We start from the raw sequence: 19,597 nt of genomic DNA on the forward strand, positions 1-19,597 counted from the left end.
GGGCCGATGACACGGACGGAGTGTGACCGTGTGCATGGAACGGCGGGCGGGGATGTGCGTCAGGCGGGCATGTGCGTCAGGCGGTGGCGTCGCCGGCTATGCGGCGCAGTACGTCGGGGCGGAGCACGACGATGCGGCGGCGCCGGGTGGCGACGACCTGCCGGTCACGCAGCTCCTTGAGGAGTCGGGCCACCGCCTCGCGCGAGGAGCCCACGGAACCGGCGAACTCCTGCTGGCTGAGCCCGATGGTGAGTTCGACGCCCTCGTCCGTCCGGCTGCCGTGTGTGCGCACCAGTTCGAGCAGCAGGACGGCCAGCCGCTCGCGCACCGTCAGCGCGGCCCATTCCAGCCGGCGGCGGTCGGTCGACCGCTGCCGGTCCGTGGACAGGCTCAGCAGGTGCAGCGCCACCCGGGGGTGGTCCGAGACGAACACGGTGAAACGGTTCTGGTCGATGACGACCGCCTCGACCGGCTCCAGGGCCGTCACCGTCGCCGAGCGGCCGCGGCCGCTGAGGGCCGCGCCCTCGCCGATGATGTCGCCGGGGCCGCGCAGGGCGAGCAGGGCCTCGTAGCCGTTGGCGGCGATCGCCGTGACCTTGGTCCAGCCGTGCAGGAGGAGCAGGACATGGGCCGAGGGCTCGTCCTGGTGCAGGATGACGCCCCGGGCCCGGTAGCCGAGGGGGCGGCCGATGGCGAGCAGGGCGGCGCGGTCCTCCCGCTCCAGCCGGGCGAGGAAGGGGACGCCGTCGTCGTCCCACGCGCGTGCCTGCCCCCCGGTCATCCCGCCGACCCCCGCGTGCACCTGTGCCGATGCCTGCCCTGTACAGGCGTCGTCCTGGCGTCAACGTACTGGAAACGACCATGGAGGAAACCGGCGTGATTCGGCCGCGTGGCTGACGTACGGTGCCTCGCCCCGGGCGCACCGATGCCGGAAACGTCCCGTCGGCGCATCATGGAAGGACTCGGGCTCCCGGGGAGGTACTCCGTGTCGCAGCCGCCCTATCCGTCCTGGCAGCCCTGGCAGGGCGCCGGCCCACCGTCGATGCTCGCCTCGCACGCCGATCGGGAGCGGGCCGTGGACGTGCTCAGAGCCGGGTACGGCGAGGGGCGGATGGAGCGGGACGAGTTCGAGAAGCGGGTGGCGCGGGCGTACGGGGCCCGGACCGTGGGGGAGCTGGCGCTGCTCGTCGCGGACCTGCCGCAGGGGCCCGTGCCGCAGTCGGTCGCTGCCGTGCCCGTGCCGCGGACGTTCCTGCCGGTGCCGCGGCCCGCGACGAACGGGAAGGCCGTCGCGGCGGGCGTGTGCGGTCTGCTGTGTGTGCCGACGATGGGGCTGACCGGGATCCCGGCCGTCGTGCTGGGGCACGTGGCGCGGGCCGAGATCCGCAGCCGGGGCGAGCTGGGGGACGGGCTCGCGCTGACCGGGCTGGTGCTCGGATGGTTGTCCACGGCAGGCTGGGCACTCGTCCTGGTGTTGCTCACGGTGGTGTCCATCGCGGCGGGCTGAACGTCCGGCTGAACGGCCTGGGGTCTTGACATGCTCCGCATAACCATGCGGGCGGCACCCATTTGTTTTGACCGCAGCGAATGCGATAGGTACGCTCAGACCTTGTGCCTGGGGTGTGCCCTGGCTCTCGTGCGTGCCATCAACCGCATCGCGAGCTGTTACCGGCCACCGCAATCTGCGCTTCTTTCTGCCTCGCGGCGGGAGTCCGCGGGATTCGACACACCCGACCGCGTGGGTCGGCGACGTTCCAGGTTAGCTTCACCATTCGGCACACAGAAACCGGAGAAGTAGTGCCTACGATCCAGCAGCTGGTCCGTAAGGGCCGGCAGGACAAGGTCGAGAAGAACAAGACGCCCGCACTCGAGGGTTCCCCTCAGCGTCGTGGCGTCTGCACGCGTGTGTTCACGACCACCCCGAAGAAGCCGAACTCGGCCCTGCGTAAGGTCGCGCGTGTGCGTCTGACCAGCGGGATCGAGGTCACCGCTTACATTCCGGGTGAGGGACACAACCTGCAGGAGCACTCCATCGTGCTCGTGCGCGGCGGCCGTGTGAAGGACCTGCCGGGTGTTCGCTACAAGATCATCCGCGGCTCGCTCGACACCCAGGGTGTCAAGAACCGCAAGCAGGCCCGCAGCCGCTACGGCGCCAAGAAGGAGAAGTAAGAATGCCTCGTAAGGGCCCCGCCCCGAAGCGCCCGGTCATCATCGACCCGGTCTACGGTTCTCCTCTGGTGACCTCCCTCATCAACAAGGTGCTGCTGAACGGCAAGCGCTCCACCGCCGAGCGCATCGTCTACGGCGCCATGGAGGGTCTGCGTGAGAAGACGGGCAACGACCCGATCATCACGCTGAAGCGCGCGCTGGAAAACATCAAGCCGACCCTCGAGGTCAAGTCCCGCCGTGTCGGTGGTGCGACGTACCAGGTCCCGATCGAGGTCAAGCCCGGTCGTGCCAACACGCTCGCGCTGCGCTGGCTGGTCGGTTACTCCCGCGCCCGTCGCGAGAAGACCATGACCGAGCGTCTGCTCAACGAGCTTCTCGACGCCTCCAACGGCCTTGGTGCCGCTGTGAAGAAGCGCGAGGACACCCACAAGATGGCCGAGTCCAACAAGGCCTTCGCGCACTACCGCTGGTAGTCGCTACCCACATCGAGACCGAGAGAAGACTGAAGCCTTATGGCTACCACTTCACTTGACCTGGCCAAGGTCCGCAACATCGGGATCATGGCCCACATCGACGCGGGCAAGACGACCACCACCGAGCGGATCCTGTTCTACACCGGTGTGTCTTACAAGATCGGTGAGGTCCACGACGGCGCTGCCACCATGGACTGGATGGAGCAGGAGCAGGAGCGTGGCATCACGATCACCTCTGCTGCCACCACCTGTCACTGGCCGCTCGAGGACAACGACTACACCATCAACATCATCGACACCCCGGGTCACGTCGACTTCACCGTCGAGGTGGAGCGCTCCCTGCGCGTGCTCGACGGTGCCGTGACGGTGTTCGACGGTGTCGCCGGTGTCGAGCCGCAGTCCGAGACGGTGTGGCGTCAGGCCGACCGCTACGGCGTTCCGCGTATCTGCTTCGTCAACAAGCTCGACCGGACCGGCGCGGAGTTCCACCGCTGCGTCGACATGATCTCGGACCGCCTTGGTGCGCAGCCGCTGGTCATGCAGCTGCCGATCGGTGCCGAGGCGGACTTCAAGGGCGTCATCGACCTCGTGACGATGAAGGCCCTGGTCTGGTCGGCCGAGGCGACCAAGGGCGAGATGTACGACACCGTCGACATCCCGGACACCCACGCCGAGGCTGCCGAGGAGTACCGCGGCAAGCTGCTCGAGGCCGTCGCCGAGAACGACGAAGAGCTGATGGAGCTGTACCTGGAGGGCACCGAGCCCACCGTGGAGCAGCTCTACGCCGCGATCCGTCGTATCACCATCGCGTCCGGCAAGAGCGACGGCACCACCGTCACCCCCGTGTTCTGCGGCACCGCGTTCAAGAACAAGGGCGTTCAGCCCCTGCTCGACGCGGTCGTGCGCTACCTGCCCACCCCGCTCGACGTCGAGGCCATCGAGGGCCACGACGTCAAGGACCCGGAGCAGGTCATCGCGCGCAAGCCGTCGGAGGACGAGCCCCTCGCCGCGCTGGCGTTCAAGATCATGAGCGACCCGCACCTCGGCAAGCTCACCTTCGTCCGCGTGTACTCCGGCCGTCTGGTGTCCGGCACCGCCGTGCTGAACTCCGTGAAGGGCAAGAAGGAGCGCATCGGCAAGATCTACCGCATGCACGCGAACAAGCGTGAGGAGATCGAGTCGGTGGGCGCCGGCGACATCGTCGCCGTCATGGGCCTCAAGCAGACCACCACCGGTGAGACGCTGAGCGACGACAAGAACCCGGTCATCCTGGAGTCCATGGACTTCCCGGCGCCGGTCATCCAGGTCGCCATCGAGCCCAAGTCGAAGGGTGACCAGGAGAAGCTGGGCGTCGCGATCCAGCGCCTGGCCGAGGAGGACCCGTCCTTCCAGGTCCACACCAACGAGGAGACCGGCCAGACCATCATCGGTGGTATGGGCGAGCTTCACCTCGAGGTGCTGGTCGACCGCATGAAGCGCGAGTTCAAGGTCGAGGCCAACGTCGGCAAGCCGCAGGTCGCGTACCGCGAGACCATCCGCAAGGCGGTCGAGCGGGTCGACTACACGCACAAGAAGCAGACTGGTGGTACCGGCCAGTTCGCCAAGGTGCAGATCGCGATCGAGCCGATCGAGGGCGGCGACGCCGCGTACGAGTTCGTGAACAAGGTCACCGGTGGCCGTATCCCGAAGGAGTACATCCCTTCGGTGGACGCCGGTGCCCAGGAGGCCATGCAGTTCGGCATCCTCGCCGGCTACGAGATGACGGGCGTCCGCGTCACGCTCATCGACGGTGGCTACCACGAGGTCGACTCCTCCGAGCTCGCGTTCAAGATCGCCGGCTCGCAGGCCTTCAAGGAGGCCGCGCGCAAGGCCAGCCCCGTGCTGCTCGAGCCGATGATGGCCGTCGAGGTCACCACGCCCGAGGACTACATGGGTGAGGTCATCGGCGACATCAACTCCCGCCGTGGCCAGATCCAGGCCATGGAGGAGCGGGCCGGTGCCCGCCTCGTGAAGGGCCTGGTGCCCCTCTCGGAGATGTTCGGCTACGTCGGAGACCTCCGCAGCAAGACGTCGGGTCGCGCAAGCTACTCGATGCAGTTCGACTCCTACGCCGAGGTTCCCCGGAACGTCGCCGAGGAGATCATCGCGAAGGCCAAGGGCGAGTAACGCACCGCGTCTACACGCCGTAGGCTTGACTCCGGAGCCTTGAGGGGCATTCCGTCACAATCGTGGCGAGAATGCCCCGGGGCCCGGGCTTTCCAGCAAAGATCACCTGGCGCCGATGAGTAAGGCGTACCAGAACCACTCCACAGGAGGACCCCAGTGGCGAAGGCGAAGTTCGAGCGGACTAAGCCGCACGTCAACATCGGCACCATCGGTCACATCGACCACGGTAAGACGACCCTCACGGCCGCCATTACCAAGGTGCTGCACGACGCGTACCCCGAGCTGAACGAGGCCTCGGCCTTCGACCAGATCGACAAGGCTCCCGAGGAGCGCCAGCGCGGTATCACGATCTCGATCGCGCACGTCGAGTACCAGACCGAGACGCGTCACTACGCCCACGTCGACTGCCCCGGTCACGCGGACTACATCAAGAACATGATCACGGGTGCGGCGCAGATGGACGGCGCCATCCTCGTGGTCGCCGCCACCGACGGCCCGATGCCGCAGACCAAGGAGCACGTGCTCCTGGCCCGCCAGGTCGGCGTTCCGTACATCGTCGTCGCCCTGAACAAGGCCGACATGGTGGACGACGAGGAGATCCTGGAGCTCGTCGAGCTCGAGGTTCGTGAGCTCCTCTCCGAGTACGAGTTCCCGGGCGACGACGTTCCCGTCGTCAAGGTCTCCGCTCTGAAGGCCCTCGAGGGCGACAAGGAGTGGGGCAACTCGGTCCTGGAGCTCATGAGCGCCGTCGACACCGCGATTCCGGAGCCGGAGCGCGACGTCGACAAGCCGTTCCTGATGCCGATCGAGGACGTCTTCACGATCACCGGTCGCGGTACGGTCGTCACCGGCCGCATCGAGCGTGGTGTCCTCAAGGTCAACGAGACCGTCGACATCATCGGCATCAAGACCGAGAAGACCACCACCACGGTCACCGGCATCGAGATGTTCCGCAAGCTGCTCGACGAGGGCCAGGCCGGTGAGAACGTCGGTCTGCTGCTCCGCGGCATCAAGCGCGAGGACGTCGAGCGCGGCCAGGTCATCATCAAGCCGGGCTCGGTCACCCCGCACACCGAGTTCGAGGCGCAGGCCTACATCCTGTCCAAGGACGAGGGTGGCCGCCACACGCCGTTCTTCAACAACTACCGCCCGCAGTTCTACTTCCGTACGACGGACGTGACCGGCGTGGTGACCCTCCCCGAGGGCACCGAGATGGTCATGCCGGGTGACAACACCGAGATGAAGGTGGAGCTCATCCAGCCCGTCGCCATGGAGGAGGGCCTGAAGTTCGCCATCCGTGAGGGTGGCCGGACCGTGGGCGCCGGCCAGGTCACCAAGATCAACAAGTGAGTCTTCGGACTGGCTTGAGGGTCGACTGACCTGAGTGGCTCGAAGGGGCCCGTACGACTTCGGTCGTGCGGGCCTCTTTGTTGTGCCCGGGGCGGGGTCAGAAGCCCAGGTACGTGATCTGGAGGATGTAGACCCGCTCGCTGCGGACCACGACCTGATACGTGAACATGCCGCCGGGGACGATGATGTCGCCGCCCTTCGGGTCGACGCCGTCATGGGCCTGCCCGTGGACGTGTAAGGCTTCGGCGGCTCTGACCAGCTCTTCCGCCTTGCTTCCCACCTCGGCGAGGAAGCTGGTGGGAGCGGTTCGGGCCGCTTCCTCCGCGCCGAAGGCGTACTCCCACTTCCAGCTCACTCGCGGACTGCCTTCATGGCTTCGTCCAGGACAGCGCTCAGTTCACGCAGCGCCTCCTGGGCGACGGCTGGGTCCTCGTGTTCCAAGTGGGTCTTCGCGTGGGCGAAGCGGGTGGACAGGTCGGGGCGTCGGGCGATCTCGATGTCCCGAGCCCAGGTCAGCACCCAGCTCTGCACCGGGCTGAGGGACTGCCATTCGACCGCCTTGGCGAACGCGTCGTCCTTGGTGGCCTGCATCTCTTGCAGACGGGCCGGATCGACGGTGGCGAGAGCCGCGCGCAGGGCGTCAGGAGTCTGCTGAGGGCGGGGGGCCAGCTCATGTCCGTGGCCTGCCTGCGTGCTCATCGTGTCCACCTCCAGGGAGTGCCCCGGCCAGGCTATCCCGCCCGGGTGGCGGGGGAGCGGGGTCGTGTGCGCGGCAGCTGCTCGCTTCATGCGGCTTCCAGGAGCTCGGTTCGCTGGGATCGGCAATCGCGGCAACGGCCGGGGGCCGGTGCGCGGAAGGCTCGGTCGCAGCCTTCGCAGGTCTGGAGTCGGTGAGGGGCCGTGGGCGGGGGCGGCGTGGGGGCACGGAAGGGCGGCGGAGGTGGAAGCCGGGTCGTGATGCGGTGGGCCAGGAGGGCCGCCGGGCGGCGCAGGGACTCGGGTGGGAGGTCGGTGGTCAGGGCCTGGCGTACGGCGGTGGGGGAGACGTCGCGTTCCAGCCAGGCCGCGACGCCCGGGGAGAGGTGGGCCGTGTCGCACGCCGACAGCAGGAGGCGGGGGTCTTCGCGGCGGAGGCCGGTGAGGAGGTCCGTGGCCTGTTGGAGGAGGGCGGGGGCGGGGCAGGCCGGCTGCGGTACGGCGGGAAGTGACTTGCCGCCGGGCGGCCTCGTCCGCTTACTCGGGGCTGGGCGAGGCGTCTCCGTGCCGCTGTGACCTGGCTGGTTGCAGGAGGTCGTGCGGGTGATGATCCGGCCGTCGGGTACGCGTACACGCTCGCGGCGCAGGTAGCCGTGGGTCTCCAGCTCGCGCAGGGCGGCGGCGATACGGGCCGTGCCCTCGGGGAAGCGGGCCGCGAGGGACTTGATGTCGACGCGGGCGCCGACGGGGAGCGACTGGATGTGCGTGCCGAGCCCGATCGCGAGCAGCGACAGCTCCGGGTGCTGGGCGAGGTGGTTGCCGATCACCGTGAAGCGGGTGGTGTGGCGGGTGTTGTCGTGTACCAGGCCGGAGTGGGGGTGCCGCCGGTTCGGGTGCTTCTTTGCGGCAACCCGGGTGTGGGCGTGCGGGGGCACGTTAGGGTTCTGCGTATCCATCGGGAAGGCCTTTTCTTCCTCGGTGGTCAGGCCCTCGCACTGGGATTGCCGTCCCGGCGGGGGCCGTCGCATGTCTGCGGTTGTGTGGTGCGTGTTGCGCTGAGCGTAGGGCAGGCAATGGCCTCCGAATCCAGCTGAGTTGGGGATGTTCACTCGCGCGAGTGAGGCGGCCCGGCGGGCGGGAGGAGGGGTGGGGCTTGGTGGGGTTCTTTCACCTATGTGGTCCTTCTGGGAGACCGCTTGCGCCACCGGAGTGCAGGTTCCTTGGCTCCGGTGCTTTCGTTGTGAGGTCCAGTTCGGCCCAGACGGTCTTGCGGGGCGGGAGTCCTGGAGTGACTCCCCAGCGGTCGCTGAGCGCCTCGACGAGGAGCAGGCCCCTGCCGGTCTCGGAGAGCGTCGGCAGATGGTCGTCTCGGGTGTCCGTCACCTCGATGCGGAGGGTGTCGGCGACGACGTAGAGGAGCAGGCGGAAGTCGCGGCCGGGGATGCGGCCGTGTGTCGCCGCGTTGACCGACAGCTCCGCGATGACCTGCCTCGCCGGGTCCAACGGCAGGTCCCAGGAACGCAGTTGTTCGACGGCCAGGAGGCGGGCGAGGCGGGCGCCGCGTGGGGTCGGCGACAGCTGGAGGCTGAAGTTGCGTACGGGGGTGATGAGTTCGGGGGAGTTCTGCTTCACGTCACTCAGCGTGGCGGCCCGTGGTTACTGTGAAAAGTGACTCAGCGGGTGCGTACGGTGACTGTCCGGAGCTTGTCCGGTGGTGTCCGGGCTGTCGGGGCCGGGCGTACGGGTAGGGCGCTGGGCACGGTCGTACGACGGCGGAAGGGTGCGGGATGACGGCGGTCGAGGCGGACTCGGGACGGCTCAAGGGCGAGGCGGACGAGCCGGGTTGGGAAGTCGATCCCGATGATGAGTGGGGCGTCGCCGTCATCGCGACCGTCGGGCGGCAGCTGAAGCTGCGGCGGGAGGCGGTGGGGATGCGGGCCGCCGAGTTCGGAACGGCGGTGGGGTACGGCGAGGACATGGTCTACAAGATCGAGGGCGGGAAGCGGATCCCTCGGCAGGACTATCTGGTCAGGGCGGATGAGGTGCTGGGGGCGGGTGGGCTCGTCGCGGCGGCTTGGGAGGACGTGAAGAGGGTTCGGTATCCCAAGAGGGTGCGGGAGCTGGCCAAGTTGGAGGGGCAGGCGGTGGAGATCGGGGTGTACGAAAGCATCAGTGTCAACGGCCTGTTGCAGACTCCTGAGCACGCGCGAGCCCTGTTCGAGTCCTGGCAGCCCGCGTACTCGCCTGAAGAGGTGGAGCGTCTGGTGGTCGCTCGTATGGCCCGGCAGTCCGTGTTCGAGCGGTCGCCCGCCCCATCGCTGAGCTTCGTCCAGGAGGAGGCGACGCTGCGCCGCCCGGTTGGGGGCACAATGGTGTGGCGTCAGCAGCTTGAGCGTCTGCTGGAGGTGGGGCGGCTGCGCAACGTCAGGCTCCAGGTGATGCCGACGAGCAGCGAGGCCCATCCCGGTCTGAACGGGAGGATCGAGGTGCTGAAATTCGGGGACGGCACTGCGGTGGGCAGGTCCGACGGCGCTTTCACCGGCAGGCCGACCACTGATCCGAAGCACATCCGGATCCTCGACATGCGCTACGGCACCATCCGAGCTCAGGCCCTTCCCCCACGGGAGTCGCTGGCTCTCATCGAGCAACTGCTGGGAGAGACATGATCCGCAACGCTGAACTGGCGTGGTTCAAGAGCAGCTACAGCAGTGGCCCTGATGGCGACTCCTGCATCGAGGTCGCGATAGCCCCCCACACCATCCACGTCCGGGACTCCAAGCAGAACCAGGGCCCCCGACTCGCACTCTCCCTCCCCGCGTGGGCCGGATTCGTATCCGGCGTCGCGGAACCGGGACGTTAATCGACCGCTTCTCCGGCAGGCCCGCTCTCCTCAGGCGCCCCGGCCTCGGGACCGATGGAACGGCCGGCCCAATCCCGCACCCGCCAGCCCTCGGCGGGGGTGCCGGTGAGGATGACGACTCCGGTGTTCTGCAGCACGTGCGCGGACGCGAAGCCGACGTCGATGTTCTCGGCCCGTGCCGCCGCCCACATACGGATGACGGCACCATGGCTGACCAGGGCCACCGTCTCAGCACCCGTACCCGAGGCCTCCTCGACCACGGCGTCGAAACGGCGTAGGGCTTCCACTCCGTTCTCCCCGCCCGGCATGCGCAGCTCGGTGTCTCCGGCGGACCAGGCGAAGGCGGTGCGCATGTACGTCTCGATGGCGAGGGCGTCCCCTCGCATCTCCAGGTCGCCGGCGGACAGCTCCCGGATGCCGTCCCGCACGCGGACCTCCAGCCCGGTCCGGGTCGCCAGCGGCGCGGCGGTGAGCTGTGTGCGGAGCAGGGTGGAGGCGTAGAGGGCGCCGATCTCCTCGTCGGCCAGCGCTGCCGGAAGGGCCGCTGCCTGCTGCTGGCCCAGTGGGGTCAGCGCCGGCCCCGGCGCCGCGGTGTCCAGGAGATGCTTGAGGTTGGAAGGGGTCTGGCCATGGCGGATGAGGAGCAGGCGCATGCCTCCCACTCTGGCACCCCTGGACTTCGTCCGAGTCAGTGGGCTGCGGATGCGGATGCGGATGCGGATGCGGTTGCTGGCGCGCCACGGCCCCGCAGAACATTGACCGCGCGGTCGAACGCCGAGTCCCGCTTCTTCGCGAACTCCTCCTTGGTGAACACCGGTTCGGTCAGGTGGGGCGGGATGCCCGTGCCGTCGTAGGTCTGGCCGGAGCGGTTGAGGAACTCCTCGTTCGGGAGGATCGCGGTCATGCCGTTGGGCAGGTCGCGTTCCATGACGTCGGAGAAGACGCCCTGGGTGGGCTGACCGACGCGGAGGGTGCCGCCGGGGCGGTTGATGAGCGCCTGGGTGAAGGTCTCGCCCGCGCTGACGGTGGAGCCTGAGGTGAGTACGGCGATGGGGCCGGTGTAGCGGGGCCGCCCGTCGGCAGGTGTGACAGGGATGGGCTCGGGGCGGGTGTGCCGGGTGGGGTCGGTGGGGTGGTTGCGGGCGCGTTTGGCGTAGGCGACGTAGGGCTTGTCGGTGAGGCGCTCGGCGATGCGGATACCGAGGGCGTCGGAGCCGCCGCCGTTGATGCGCAGGTCGATGATCAGGCCTTTGAGGCGCTGGGTGCGGTCCTTGGTGAGGACGGTGTCCAGGGCCTTGTCGAGCGCGGCGACGTGGGCGGAGTATGGGGCGTCCTCGGAGGTGTAGCCGCTGAAGCCGGAGATGCGGAGGTAGCCCAGGTCGGCACGGCCGGTGCCGCGGGGCAGGTCCGCGTAGGTGATGCGGCCGTTCGCGAAGTCCTGGCGGTACGGGGCGCCCTTGAGATCGCGTTCGACGACGAACTTCTTGACCTTGGTGTCCAACGCCTCCGTGGGCATCTCGGTGCCCGGGCGGACCTGGGCGAAGACACTGTCCTCGTCCTCGACGGCGACATGGGCGTCGTAGAGAGGCCGCACCATGTCGCTGAAGATCCCGAAGAGCTCCTTGCGGGTGGTGTCCTTGTGCACCTCGGGCCGGTAGCGGTCCCGCATGTCCTGCCAGTCGACGCCCTTCGCGGCGAAGAAGGGGTAGCTCTCGGCGAAGGAGTGCCAGAAGACGTCGAAGGTGGTGCGGGGGTCCTTGGGCGTGGGGCGGGTGCAGCCGGCCGGTAGTTCCTTGATCCGCCGCAGTGCGCGGTGGCCGACCGAACTGTCCGCGCCGAAGGTGGCGCGGTCCTGGCCCGGGCCGGGGCGGACGGTCACTACGGTGCCGTCGTCCGTCGTGTACGTGCCAGGGCCGGTGCGCCGGGCGGTGTCGCCCTCGATGCAGCTGACGGACGTCGTCTGGAACTCCTGGAGGGTGTCGCCGTCGAGGGAGAGGACGGTGCCGTAGCCGTCCATGCGCCAGAGGCCGTCGGTGCTCTGTTTGGTGGGAGTGGAGGCGGCGGCGGGTGCTGCCGCCGCGGCGGCGAGGGCCAGGGTGAGGGCGGTGGCTGTGGCGGTTCGCATGGTCGGTTCCCCCGTACGTGGTCGTATGTTTCTACAGTGCCCGGGGCAGTGGGGGTGGGCCATCCGGTGGGCTGGTGGACGGGGGTGGGGACAGCCCCCGGCCGGTTGCCCACTGCCGGGCAGTGACACTGGAGCATGACTTCGAAACCAGCGGCTCCTGACGACCACCTCGACCTGGATGGGATCGAGGAGCTGTGCCTCGCCTCGACTCCGGATCCGGTGCTGGCCGCCACCGCCAGGGAGATGGTGCCGCTGCTCGTGGCGGAGGTACGGCGACTGCGCTGGCTCGTCTCCTTCGGGGCGTGCGACACGGCCGGCACGACCGGCACGGAGTTCGTGCTCGAGCTCGACGAGGAGATGCTGGCGTACTTCCGCGAGATGGCGGACGTACTGGTGGAGCGCATCGGTATCTCCCGTGCGGAGGCGGTCGCGAGGATCAACGCGGTGTACGGGACGCGAGAGTCGGTGAGCTGGGGTGTGGGGATCTTGGGGCACGAGCTGCCGGAGTACTGGGCTTACGGGGTGTACTACGGCCCGGATGACCGGCACCGTATTCCGATCGGCGACCCGAACGCGGACGCGGACATCGACTTCAGCACCCACCCCGTGCGCCCCGCACCACCGAAGGACTCACCGTTCTGGACGCTGGAGGAGTAGTGGCACGATGTGCGCACGGCAACGAATGACCGAGTGATCGTGCGAACGGGGAGGCCGGCGTCATGGCCCGCTACATGGAGACACTGACCGTCGAGCGGGGCGGTTTCCGGATCAAGGTGCCGGAGACGTGGTGGGAGTTCGACGTACGGCCGGAGTCGCGGGACGACTCGATCCGCCGGATGGTGAGCGAACGGGTGCAGCAGCGCCCGGAGTTGGAGCAGTACCGCGGCACCTACGTCGACTTCCTCCAGAAGGCCGCCGCCGATGCCTGGAAGTCGGGCGCGCTGTACTGCGGGTGCATGGCGGAGAACTTCGGCGGCGATACGCCGATAACCGGCTCGGTGACCGTCTCCCTGGTCGGCGGCCGCAACGAGCGGGGCGAGCCGCTGTCGAACGACCCCTCTGTCATCGCGAGCCAGCTCGCGGTCAAGGAGGCCAAGCGGGAGGGCGACTCCTGGCGCAAGGTGACGACGGTCGACATCCCGGGGGTCGGCCCCGCCGCCCGCACGCACGGCATCGAGGGCATCCCCGTACCCGGCGACGCCCTCAACCGCACGATCCGCGCTGTGCTGATGCAGACGTACATCCCCGTGCCGGGCCAGGAGGGCAAGGTCGCCCTGGTCGCCGGCAGCAGCCAGGTCCTTGACCTCGCGGATTCGTTCTTCGACATCTTCGACGCGATCACGTCTACGTTCCGGTTCACGGGTTGATCGACATCCGGGTGGTCTCCGCGCCGTCGCGGGCAGAGGCCGAGGCCGGCGGTGGTGCTGTTGGCCGTATCACGGTGGGGGACTTCGAAGAGAGCTTCCCGATGGACCTGACCTATTGGGAGGTGGAGGAGTATCAGGCCAGTTGGGTCCGGGGACATGGTCTACGTCCAGAACTCGATCATCTTTCTCGAAGAGCTCGACCAGGCCTTCGTCCCCGACGACCCCTGGCGCTCCGTCGGACCACGATCCACGGTTGACGAAGAAGGGAACGGGATCTCCGAGTGGCAGGCGACAGTCGATGAAGTCAGGGAGTTCCTCCACAGGGCGCCCGGAGTGGCACTGGGAGAGCGGTGAGGGCCTGCTCGGGCTCGATGACCCCGAGGAGTGGGACGCCGCGTTCGAGCGCGGCGAGGAACATCTCGGTACGGCGGTGATCGGGTTGACGTTCCATTGTTCGCTCGCGGAGGCGTCGCCTCGGATCGTCAAGGCGATGCAGTCGCCGGACCCCGGTCAGCGGGGCTTCGCGTTCACGGCTGCGGGTCACGCGGCCCGTCTCAACTGTGAGTTGACGCCAGAGCTGTACGCCGCGCTGCGAGCGGAACGCCCCGGCCGCAAGAGCATCGCCGTGAACGCCATCGACGACACCTTCGACTACGTGCCGTTCCGGAAACTGCCGCTGTGGCTCAAGAGACGCTGGGTGTATGCGACTGTGCGAAACAAGCTGGATGGCTGGTGGCTGCGGTCCGTGGACGCCGTCGGGGATGCCCGGCGGGCCGTGCGCGGACGCCGTTCATGATGTGGAGCTCGTGTTTCCGTCGAACGATTGTGCCTTGTAAGTTCACGTGTGCATACGGATGTTGAAGGTGCGCAGGTGACGGGGGTTGCGGTATGGCGGGGCACAGGCCGGCGGACTGGCATGTCCTGGACTTGGACAAGGACCCGACCCCGGGTGATCCGCAGCGGGTGCGCTCGCTCGCGAAGCAGTTGCACGACTTCGCCGACGATGTCTCCGACGCGCTGCGTCTGGTCAAGGGCATGGCGGGGGAGGGCACGCTTCTGGAGTGGGCGGGCAAGTCGGCGGATGTGTTCAAGGAGGACTTCGCGGATGTCCCGAAGAACCTCAAGAAGCTGAAGAAGTCCTATGAGATGTGCGGGGATGCGCTGGCGGACTTCTGGCCGAAGCTGGAGCGTGCGCAGTCGCTGGCGGACAAGGCGCTGGTCAAGGGCCGTGAGGCCCGTGACAGTCTCTCCTCGGCTCAGTCGAAGCTGTCCTCGGCCGACTCGTGGGTGACGCGGGCGGGCAAGGAGGCGGACAAGTACAAGGACGACCCCACCGGCAGCAAGTCCGACGCGGACAAGCCGGACGAGGCCAAGGTCCGCGCCGCGACGCGGGATGTCCAGCACGCGAAGTCGGCGCAGTCGAAGGCGCAGTCGGCTGTTTCCGACGCGCAGGACGCTCTGGCCGCGGCGAAGAAGATGGCCGCGGACGCGCGCACGATGCGTGATGAGGCCGCGCGTGAGGCGAAGTCGAAGATCGACGAGGCCTCGGACGCGGGTATTCAGAACCGGTCGTGGTGGGAGGAGATCGGCGACTGGGTCACCGACAACTGGGACACCATCGTCGCGGTGTGCAAGGTCGTCGTCGCGGTCGTCGGCATCGTCGCGATGATCATCGGCGGGCCGATCCTGGGCGCGATCGTGCTGATCGCGGCCGCCGTCGTCCTCGCCGACACCCTCTACAAATACTCGAAGGGACAGGCGTCTCTATGGGACGTGGGGCTGGCGGCCCTGGACTGCATACCGGGCATGAAGGGCCTGACCACCCTCGGCGGACTTGCCAAGGGCCTCAAGGGCGGCATGGCTGCCATGAAGGGGCTCAGGGGTGGTCTGAAGGGGATGGGGCTCGCCGTGCGCGGGCTGGGCAAGAACGCCCGGGGCATGCTCGCGGACGGTGCGAAGGGTGCCTACGACCGGCTCAAGAACGTCGTTCGTTCCAAGGGCAGCGACCCCATCGACATGGCCACCGGAAAGATGTTCTTTCCGGAGAGCGACATCACCCTGCCCGGCAGCTTGCCGCTGTCCTTCACCCGCCGGGCCGCTTCGGACTACCGCTGTGGCTGGTGGTTCGGCCCCTCCTGGGCCTCCACCGTCGACCAACGCCTTGAAGTCGACGAGGACGGGGTCGTGTTCGTCACCGAAGACGGCATGCTCCTCGCCTACCCGCACCCGACCGGCCCTCGGCACACGGTGTTGCCCGAGGCCGGTCCTCGTTTCCGACTGGCCCGTCTCGGGGATGGCGGATATCAGGTCGAAGATCCCCTCACGGGTGTCGTCCGCCGTTTCGGCGTGCCCCAGGACGGCATCGCGCTCCTGGAGCGGATTAGCGACCGTAACGGTGACGCGATCGACTTCGAATACACGGGTGACGGGACTCCGTTCGCCATTCGGCACTCCTGCGGCTGGCACCTCCGACTGGCCGTCGACGAAGGGCGCGTCACGGCCCTGCAACTGGTCGGGGCGGGTGAAGAGGGCACGGACGTCATGGTGCGCCGGTACGCGTACTCGGACGGCTGTCTCACCGCTGTCGTCAACGCGACCGGCCACGCGATGAGGCTGACGTACGACGACCGGTACCGCATCACTTCCTGGACCGACCGCAACGGCCGCAGTTACTCCTATACCTACGACGCCGAGGACCGCTGCGTGGCTGAGGGCGGCGAGGCCGGGCACCTCACCCTCACGCTGGACTACGACGGCACGGACCCCGTCTGGCCAGGCAGCCGGATCACGACCGTCACCACCGCCGAAGGCGCAGTCAGCAAGTTTGTCGTCAACGGCAGTTGCCAGATCGTCGCCGAAGTCGACCCGCTCGGCGGTACGACCAGCAGCACCTGGGACGAGCACCACCACCTCACGTCCTGGACGGACGAACTGGGCAACACCACCCGCCGGACCTACGACGAGCTCGGCCGCCTGCTGAACGTCCAACGCCCCGACGGCACGACGGTTCGCGTCCAGTACGACGCCCAGGGCAACCCGATCGCCGTGACCCGCCCGGACGGATACGTGCTGCGCCGCGAGTATGACGCCCGGGGCAACTGCGTGACGATCGTCAAGCCCGGGGGCGCCACGACCCACTACACCTACGACGATGCCGGTCACCTCGCCTCAGTCACCGATCCCATGGGGCACGTGACCCGGGTGAGGTGCGACGCGGCCGGGCTGGCGGAACGCGTCTGCGATCCCACAGGCGGTGTCACGCGCTACGACCACGATGCCTTCGGCCGCGTCGCGTCCGTGACCGACCCGCTGGGCCGTTCGACCCGGATGATCTGGGGCGCGGACGGAGAACTGCTGCGCCGGATCGTGCCGGACGGGGCGGTGGAGGAGTGGACATACGACGGTGAGGGCAACCGGACCAGCCACACCGGCGCCATGGGCGAGGTCACACGGTTCGAGTACACCCACTTCAATCTGCTCGCGGCGCGGACCTCTCCCGACGGCGTCCGCCACGAATTCACCTACGACCCCTCGTTGCGGCTGGTAGGGGTGAGCCGCCCGGACGGACGGCACTGGGACTACCGGTACGACATCGCGGGACGGCTCGTCGCGGAGACCGATTTCGACGGCCGAACCCAGCTCTACCGCCGTGACGCCAGGGGCCAGGTCGTCGAGCGCACCAACGCGCTGGGCCAGACCGTCCGCATGACCCGGGACGAGTTCGGGCGCATGGTCGCCAAGGACGCGGACCTCGCAGCCAGCACCTACACCTACGACCTCAACGACCGGCTGGTCGGAGCCGAGGGCCCCGACGCGACCGTGACGCTGCTGCGGGATCTGGAAGGACGCCTGGTCTCGGAGACGGTCAACGGCAGGACCAGTACTTTCACCTACGACGCCGCAGGCCGACCCCTCAGTCGCACCACCCCCACCGGGGCGACCAGCACATGGGCCTACGACGACCGTGGCGATCGGTCCAGCAGCCGCATCGCAGGCCGCACTCTCGCCTGCGGCCGAGACGCGGCGGGACAACTGCTGTCCCTCGGTGTGGACGACTCCCTGTCGCTGACGCGCGCGTACGACGAGGGCGGGAGAATCAGTGCGCAGAGCGTCGGCACCGCCGTCGGCCGCACAGTGCTCGAGCGCTCTTACCACTACCGCGCCGACGGACACCTCGTCGGGGTCGATGGTCCCGACGGTGAGCCCCTGACCTTCGAGCTGGACAGGGTCGGCCGCACCACGGCTGTCAGGGCGGAACACTGGACAGAGTCGTACGCGTACGGTGACGACGGTGCGCAGACAGCCGCCGCCTGGCCGAGCACGCATCCTGGTCAGGCCGCTGTGGGCCAACGAGAGAGCGTGGGAACCCGGCTGCTGAGGGCCGGCAACACGCGCTACCACTACGACGAGCAGGGCCGGGTGGTGCGACGGCAGCGCACCCGCCTGTCCCGCAAGCCGGAGGTTTGGGCGTACACGTGGGACGCGGAGGATCGCCTGACCTCCGTCCGCACGCCCGACGGCACGTTGTGGCGGTATCGGTACGACCCGATGGGGCGCCGTATCGCCAAGCAGCGGCTGGGGGCGGACGGCGCCACCGTGGTCGAACAGACGGACTTCACCTGGGACGGGACCGCGCTCGCCGAACAACTCACGACCGGTCCCACCCACTCGCACGATGTGGCGGTGACCTGGGACTACGACGGAGCACGTCCCCTCACTCAGACGGAACGCCTCCTCACCGCGTCCCGGGAAGAGATCGACACGCGGTTCTTCGCCATCGTTACCGACCTGGCCGGAGCTCCCACCGAACTGGTCGGCGAGGACGGCCACCTGGCCTGGCAGGCGAGAAGCACGCTGTGGGGCGTCACGGCCTGGACGGGTGACAGCAGTGCGTACACCCCGCTGCGCTTTCCCGGTCAGTACTACGACCCCGAAAGCGGCCTGCACTACAACTTCCATCGCTACTACGACCCCGAGACGGCCCGCTACATCACCCCTGATCCGCTCGGACTGGGCCCCTCACCCAACCCCTTCCTCTACTTCCTCGATCCCCAGCTCTCGGCGGATCTGTACGGGCTCTACGAGATCGGAAAGCCGGACGCCGCGAGCCAGGCGGGCAATCTGCCCATGATCGCGGACAAGATCGCCGCACACGGCGACATCAAGAAACGTGGCATTCCGGGGGTCGACGACCTGGACGTGCCGGAGTACCTGGAAGACATGCTGACCGGCTCGCAGGGACTGCGCATGCGCAGCACTCCGTCCGGTATCCCCCGCTTCGCGTGGTGGGACGACGCGACCGGGACGATGCTGATCCGCGAGGGTGACAATGGGACCTTCATGCAGCCCGACGGTGGCTACGAGTACTTCTTGAAACAGCTGAAGGAGTGAGCGGTTTGGCAGACGCAGCCGGGCACGGTCGGTCTCGACGGGGCAAGCCGCGGCCACCCCGCGACGTCTTCTGGGTCGCCCCCGACAGCCGGGCCGTATGGGATGAGCTCTGCCCACCCGTCCTGGAGGCGATCGCCCGGTGTGACGCGGAGCGGCTGGAGGCGGAGCGGTCGCGTGTCGCACCCCACCTACGGGAAAAGATCACGAGCCCCGCGTACTCGGTCGCCGACCGCTTCGCCTCCTGGGAACGCCTGGTGCGCCGGATGGAGCCCGGCTGGTCGAGCGACGAGTTCTACCCCATCAGTGCCTACAGCAACGACCTCGACTCCCGGGACGCTCTGGACGAGGTGATGCGTGCGCTGCCGACGGAGGCGCGCGGGGGTGCGCTCGGGCAGCTGCTCGCACGGCTGGACGCCCGTTTCCGTGCCGCCACCGTCCCGGACCCGGAGCGTTCACTTCGCCCCTGGGTGCGCCCGACGAACGAGAGGCCGGAAGAGGAACTCGGCGAGTGGTGGAAGCGCAAGCCGGTGCGCGTTCCCTGGGCCGAGTGATCTGTTCCATCAGGAGAAGACGCGCGTCCCGGAAGAAGGGCGGCCGGCCCGGTCCGTCTCCGGTCCGTCTCCGGTCCGTCTCCGGTCCGCTCGGGGGAGTGGTGGAGATCCGGCCGGAGTCCGACGCACCCGACTGGGGCAAGGCCGGCTACCGGGCCTACGACGCAGAGCTGGAGTGGCTCGTCGAGGGGGAGGGGCCCGGGCCTGTCCGGCCTTGTGTTTGACCTACGTCACCCCCGGGGTATTCTCCTCGGCTCGATTGGCGTCGCCCCTGCCCCATATGGCAGACTGTCCGAGTTGCTCGGTCGAGTGTTGATGCTGCGCGCCTCCCGCCGGGGGGACCGGAAGCGAGTCCCACAGTACTCGTCGCCCCAACTGCCTTACGGCAGCGCTGAGGCGGACGTACGGGAATCTTCCGGGAAGCGTCTGCGCGGCACCGGCCAGGCACC

Annotated in this window: 20 protein-coding genes; 13 read left to right on the forward strand and 7 right to left on the reverse strand. The window is 68.3% G+C overall.

The features are described from left to right. Positions 1 to 76: 76 nt before the first annotated feature. Entirely contained in the window at positions 77 to 781 is a 705-nt protein-coding gene (locus tag AC07DF_RS01385) for a Crp/Fnr family transcriptional regulator (RefSeq protein WP_478965863.1), read from the reverse strand. Positions 782 to 985: 204 nt separating this feature from the next. Between AC07DF_RS01385 and AC07DF_RS01390 the strand changes: the two genes are divergently transcribed. The 5 genes from AC07DF_RS01390 (at position 986) to tuf (ending at position 6,158) form a co-directional block, all read left to right on the forward strand. Continuing rightward, positions 986 to 1,507 carry a DUF1707 and DUF4190 domain-containing protein gene (locus AC07DF_RS01390; RefSeq protein WP_478965865.1) on the forward strand — a complete coding sequence of 174 codons (522 nt, stop codon included), beginning with the start codon at positions 986 to 988 and terminating at the stop codon, positions 1,505 to 1,507. Positions 1,508 to 1,797: 290 nt separating this feature from the next. Further along, positions 1,798 to 2,169, forward strand: a complete 372-nt coding sequence (gene rpsL, locus AC07DF_RS01395) for a 30S ribosomal protein S12 (protein ID WP_003948652.1) — start codon at positions 1,798 to 1,800, stop codon at positions 2,167 to 2,169. Between the two features lie 2 nt (positions 2,170 to 2,171). Next, on the forward strand, positions 2,172 to 2,642 hold the full coding sequence (rpsG, locus tag AC07DF_RS01400) for a 30S ribosomal protein S7 (protein WP_003992340.1): 471 nt from the start codon (positions 2,172 to 2,174) through the stop codon (positions 2,640 to 2,642). 39 nt (positions 2,643 to 2,681) lie between these two features. Next, entirely contained in the window at positions 2,682 to 4,808 is a 2,127-nt protein-coding gene (gene fusA, locus AC07DF_RS01405; RefSeq protein WP_184591469.1) for an elongation factor G, read from the forward strand. A gap of 156 nt (positions 4,809 to 4,964) precedes the next feature. Continuing rightward, entirely contained in the window at positions 4,965 to 6,158 is a 1,194-nt protein-coding gene (tuf, locus tag AC07DF_RS01410; RefSeq protein WP_193482362.1) for an elongation factor Tu, read from the forward strand. 97 nt (positions 6,159 to 6,255) lie between these two features. Here the strand turns inward: tuf and AC07DF_RS01415 are convergent, their stop codons facing one another. The 4 genes from AC07DF_RS01415 to AC07DF_RS01430 all read right to left on the reverse strand — a co-directional run bounded on the left by AC07DF_RS01415 (position 6,256) and on the right by AC07DF_RS01430 (position 8,486). Continuing rightward, entirely contained in the window at positions 6,256 to 6,513 is a 258-nt protein-coding gene (locus tag AC07DF_RS01415; RefSeq protein WP_478965867.1) for a hypothetical protein, read from the reverse strand. Then, positions 6,510 to 6,857, reverse strand: a complete 348-nt coding sequence (locus AC07DF_RS01420; protein WP_478965869.1) for a hypothetical protein — start codon at positions 6,855 to 6,857, stop codon at positions 6,510 to 6,512. Before AC07DF_RS01420 ends, AC07DF_RS01415 begins: the two co-directional genes overlap by 4 nt. An 86-nt stretch (positions 6,858 to 6,943) precedes the next feature. Beyond that, the gene (locus AC07DF_RS01425) at positions 6,944 to 7,810 is read right to left on the reverse strand and encodes a helix-turn-helix domain-containing protein (RefSeq protein WP_478965871.1); all 867 of its coding nucleotides are present in this window, start codon (positions 7,808 to 7,810) and stop codon (positions 6,944 to 6,946) included. A 211-nt stretch (positions 7,811 to 8,021) separates the two neighbouring features. Then, positions 8,022 to 8,486, reverse strand: a complete 465-nt coding sequence (locus AC07DF_RS01430) for an ATP-binding protein (RefSeq protein WP_478965873.1) — start codon at positions 8,484 to 8,486, stop codon at positions 8,022 to 8,024. A gap of 155 nt (positions 8,487 to 8,641) precedes the next feature. On the opposite strand from AC07DF_RS01430, the gene AC07DF_RS01435 reads away from it, so the two are divergent. Then, the gene (locus AC07DF_RS01435; protein ID WP_478965875.1) at positions 8,642 to 9,520 is read left to right on the forward strand and encodes a helix-turn-helix domain-containing protein; all 879 of its coding nucleotides are present in this window, start codon (positions 8,642 to 8,644) and stop codon (positions 9,518 to 9,520) included. Further along, complete coding sequence (locus AC07DF_RS01440; protein ID WP_478965877.1) at positions 9,517 to 9,714, forward strand: DUF397 domain-containing protein; 198 nt, start codon at positions 9,517 to 9,519, stop codon at positions 9,712 to 9,714. The genes AC07DF_RS01435 and AC07DF_RS01440 overlap by 4 nt, the downstream gene beginning before the upstream one ends. Here AC07DF_RS01440 and AC07DF_RS01445 read toward each other — a convergent pair. Continuing rightward, positions 9,711 to 10,367, reverse strand: coding sequence for a histidine phosphatase family protein (locus AC07DF_RS01445; RefSeq protein WP_478965879.1), 657 nt, complete (start codon positions 10,365 to 10,367; stop codon positions 9,711 to 9,713). The genes AC07DF_RS01440 and AC07DF_RS01445 overlap by 4 nt on opposite strands. 35 nt (positions 10,368 to 10,402) lie before the next feature. After that, positions 10,403 to 11,839, reverse strand: a complete 1,437-nt coding sequence (locus AC07DF_RS01450) for a S41 family peptidase (protein WP_478965881.1) — start codon at positions 11,837 to 11,839, stop codon at positions 10,403 to 10,405. A gap of 135 nt (positions 11,840 to 11,974) precedes the next feature. Between AC07DF_RS01450 and AC07DF_RS01455 the strand changes: the two genes are divergently transcribed. The 6 genes from AC07DF_RS01455 to AC07DF_RS01480 all read left to right on the forward strand — a co-directional run bounded on the left by AC07DF_RS01455 (position 11,975) and on the right by AC07DF_RS01480 (position 19,148). Beyond that, the gene (locus AC07DF_RS01455; protein ID WP_478965883.1) at positions 11,975 to 12,496 is read left to right on the forward strand and encodes a hypothetical protein; all 522 of its coding nucleotides are present in this window, start codon (positions 11,975 to 11,977) and stop codon (positions 12,494 to 12,496) included. Between the two features lie 62 nt (positions 12,497 to 12,558). Beyond that, positions 12,559 to 13,206: a hypothetical protein gene (locus AC07DF_RS01460; protein WP_478965885.1), complete on the forward strand. Its 648-nt coding sequence runs from the start codon at positions 12,559 to 12,561 to the stop codon at positions 13,204 to 13,206. A gap of 156 nt (positions 13,207 to 13,362) precedes the next feature. Next, positions 13,363 to 13,560, forward strand: a complete 198-nt coding sequence (locus AC07DF_RS01465; protein ID WP_478965889.1) for a hypothetical protein — start codon at positions 13,363 to 13,365, stop codon at positions 13,558 to 13,560. Beyond that, a complete protein-coding gene (locus tag AC07DF_RS01470) occupies positions 13,505 to 14,002 on the forward strand; it encodes a hypothetical protein (RefSeq protein ID WP_478965892.1) in 498 nt (165 codons plus the stop codon). Before AC07DF_RS01465 ends, AC07DF_RS01470 begins: the two co-directional genes overlap by 56 nt. Before the next feature lie 92 nt (positions 14,003 to 14,094). After that, complete coding sequence (locus AC07DF_RS01475; RefSeq protein ID WP_478965894.1) at positions 14,095 to 18,597, forward strand: DUF6531 domain-containing protein; 4,503 nt, start codon at positions 14,095 to 14,097, stop codon at positions 18,595 to 18,597. 5 nt (positions 18,598 to 18,602) lie between these two features. Next, positions 18,603 to 19,148: a hypothetical protein gene (locus AC07DF_RS01480; protein ID WP_478965896.1), complete on the forward strand. Its 546-nt coding sequence runs from the start codon at positions 18,603 to 18,605 to the stop codon at positions 19,146 to 19,148. The last annotated feature ends 449 nt before the right edge of the window (positions 19,149 to 19,597 follow it).

The organism is Streptomyces sp. NPDC044719 (assembly GCF_056433405.1).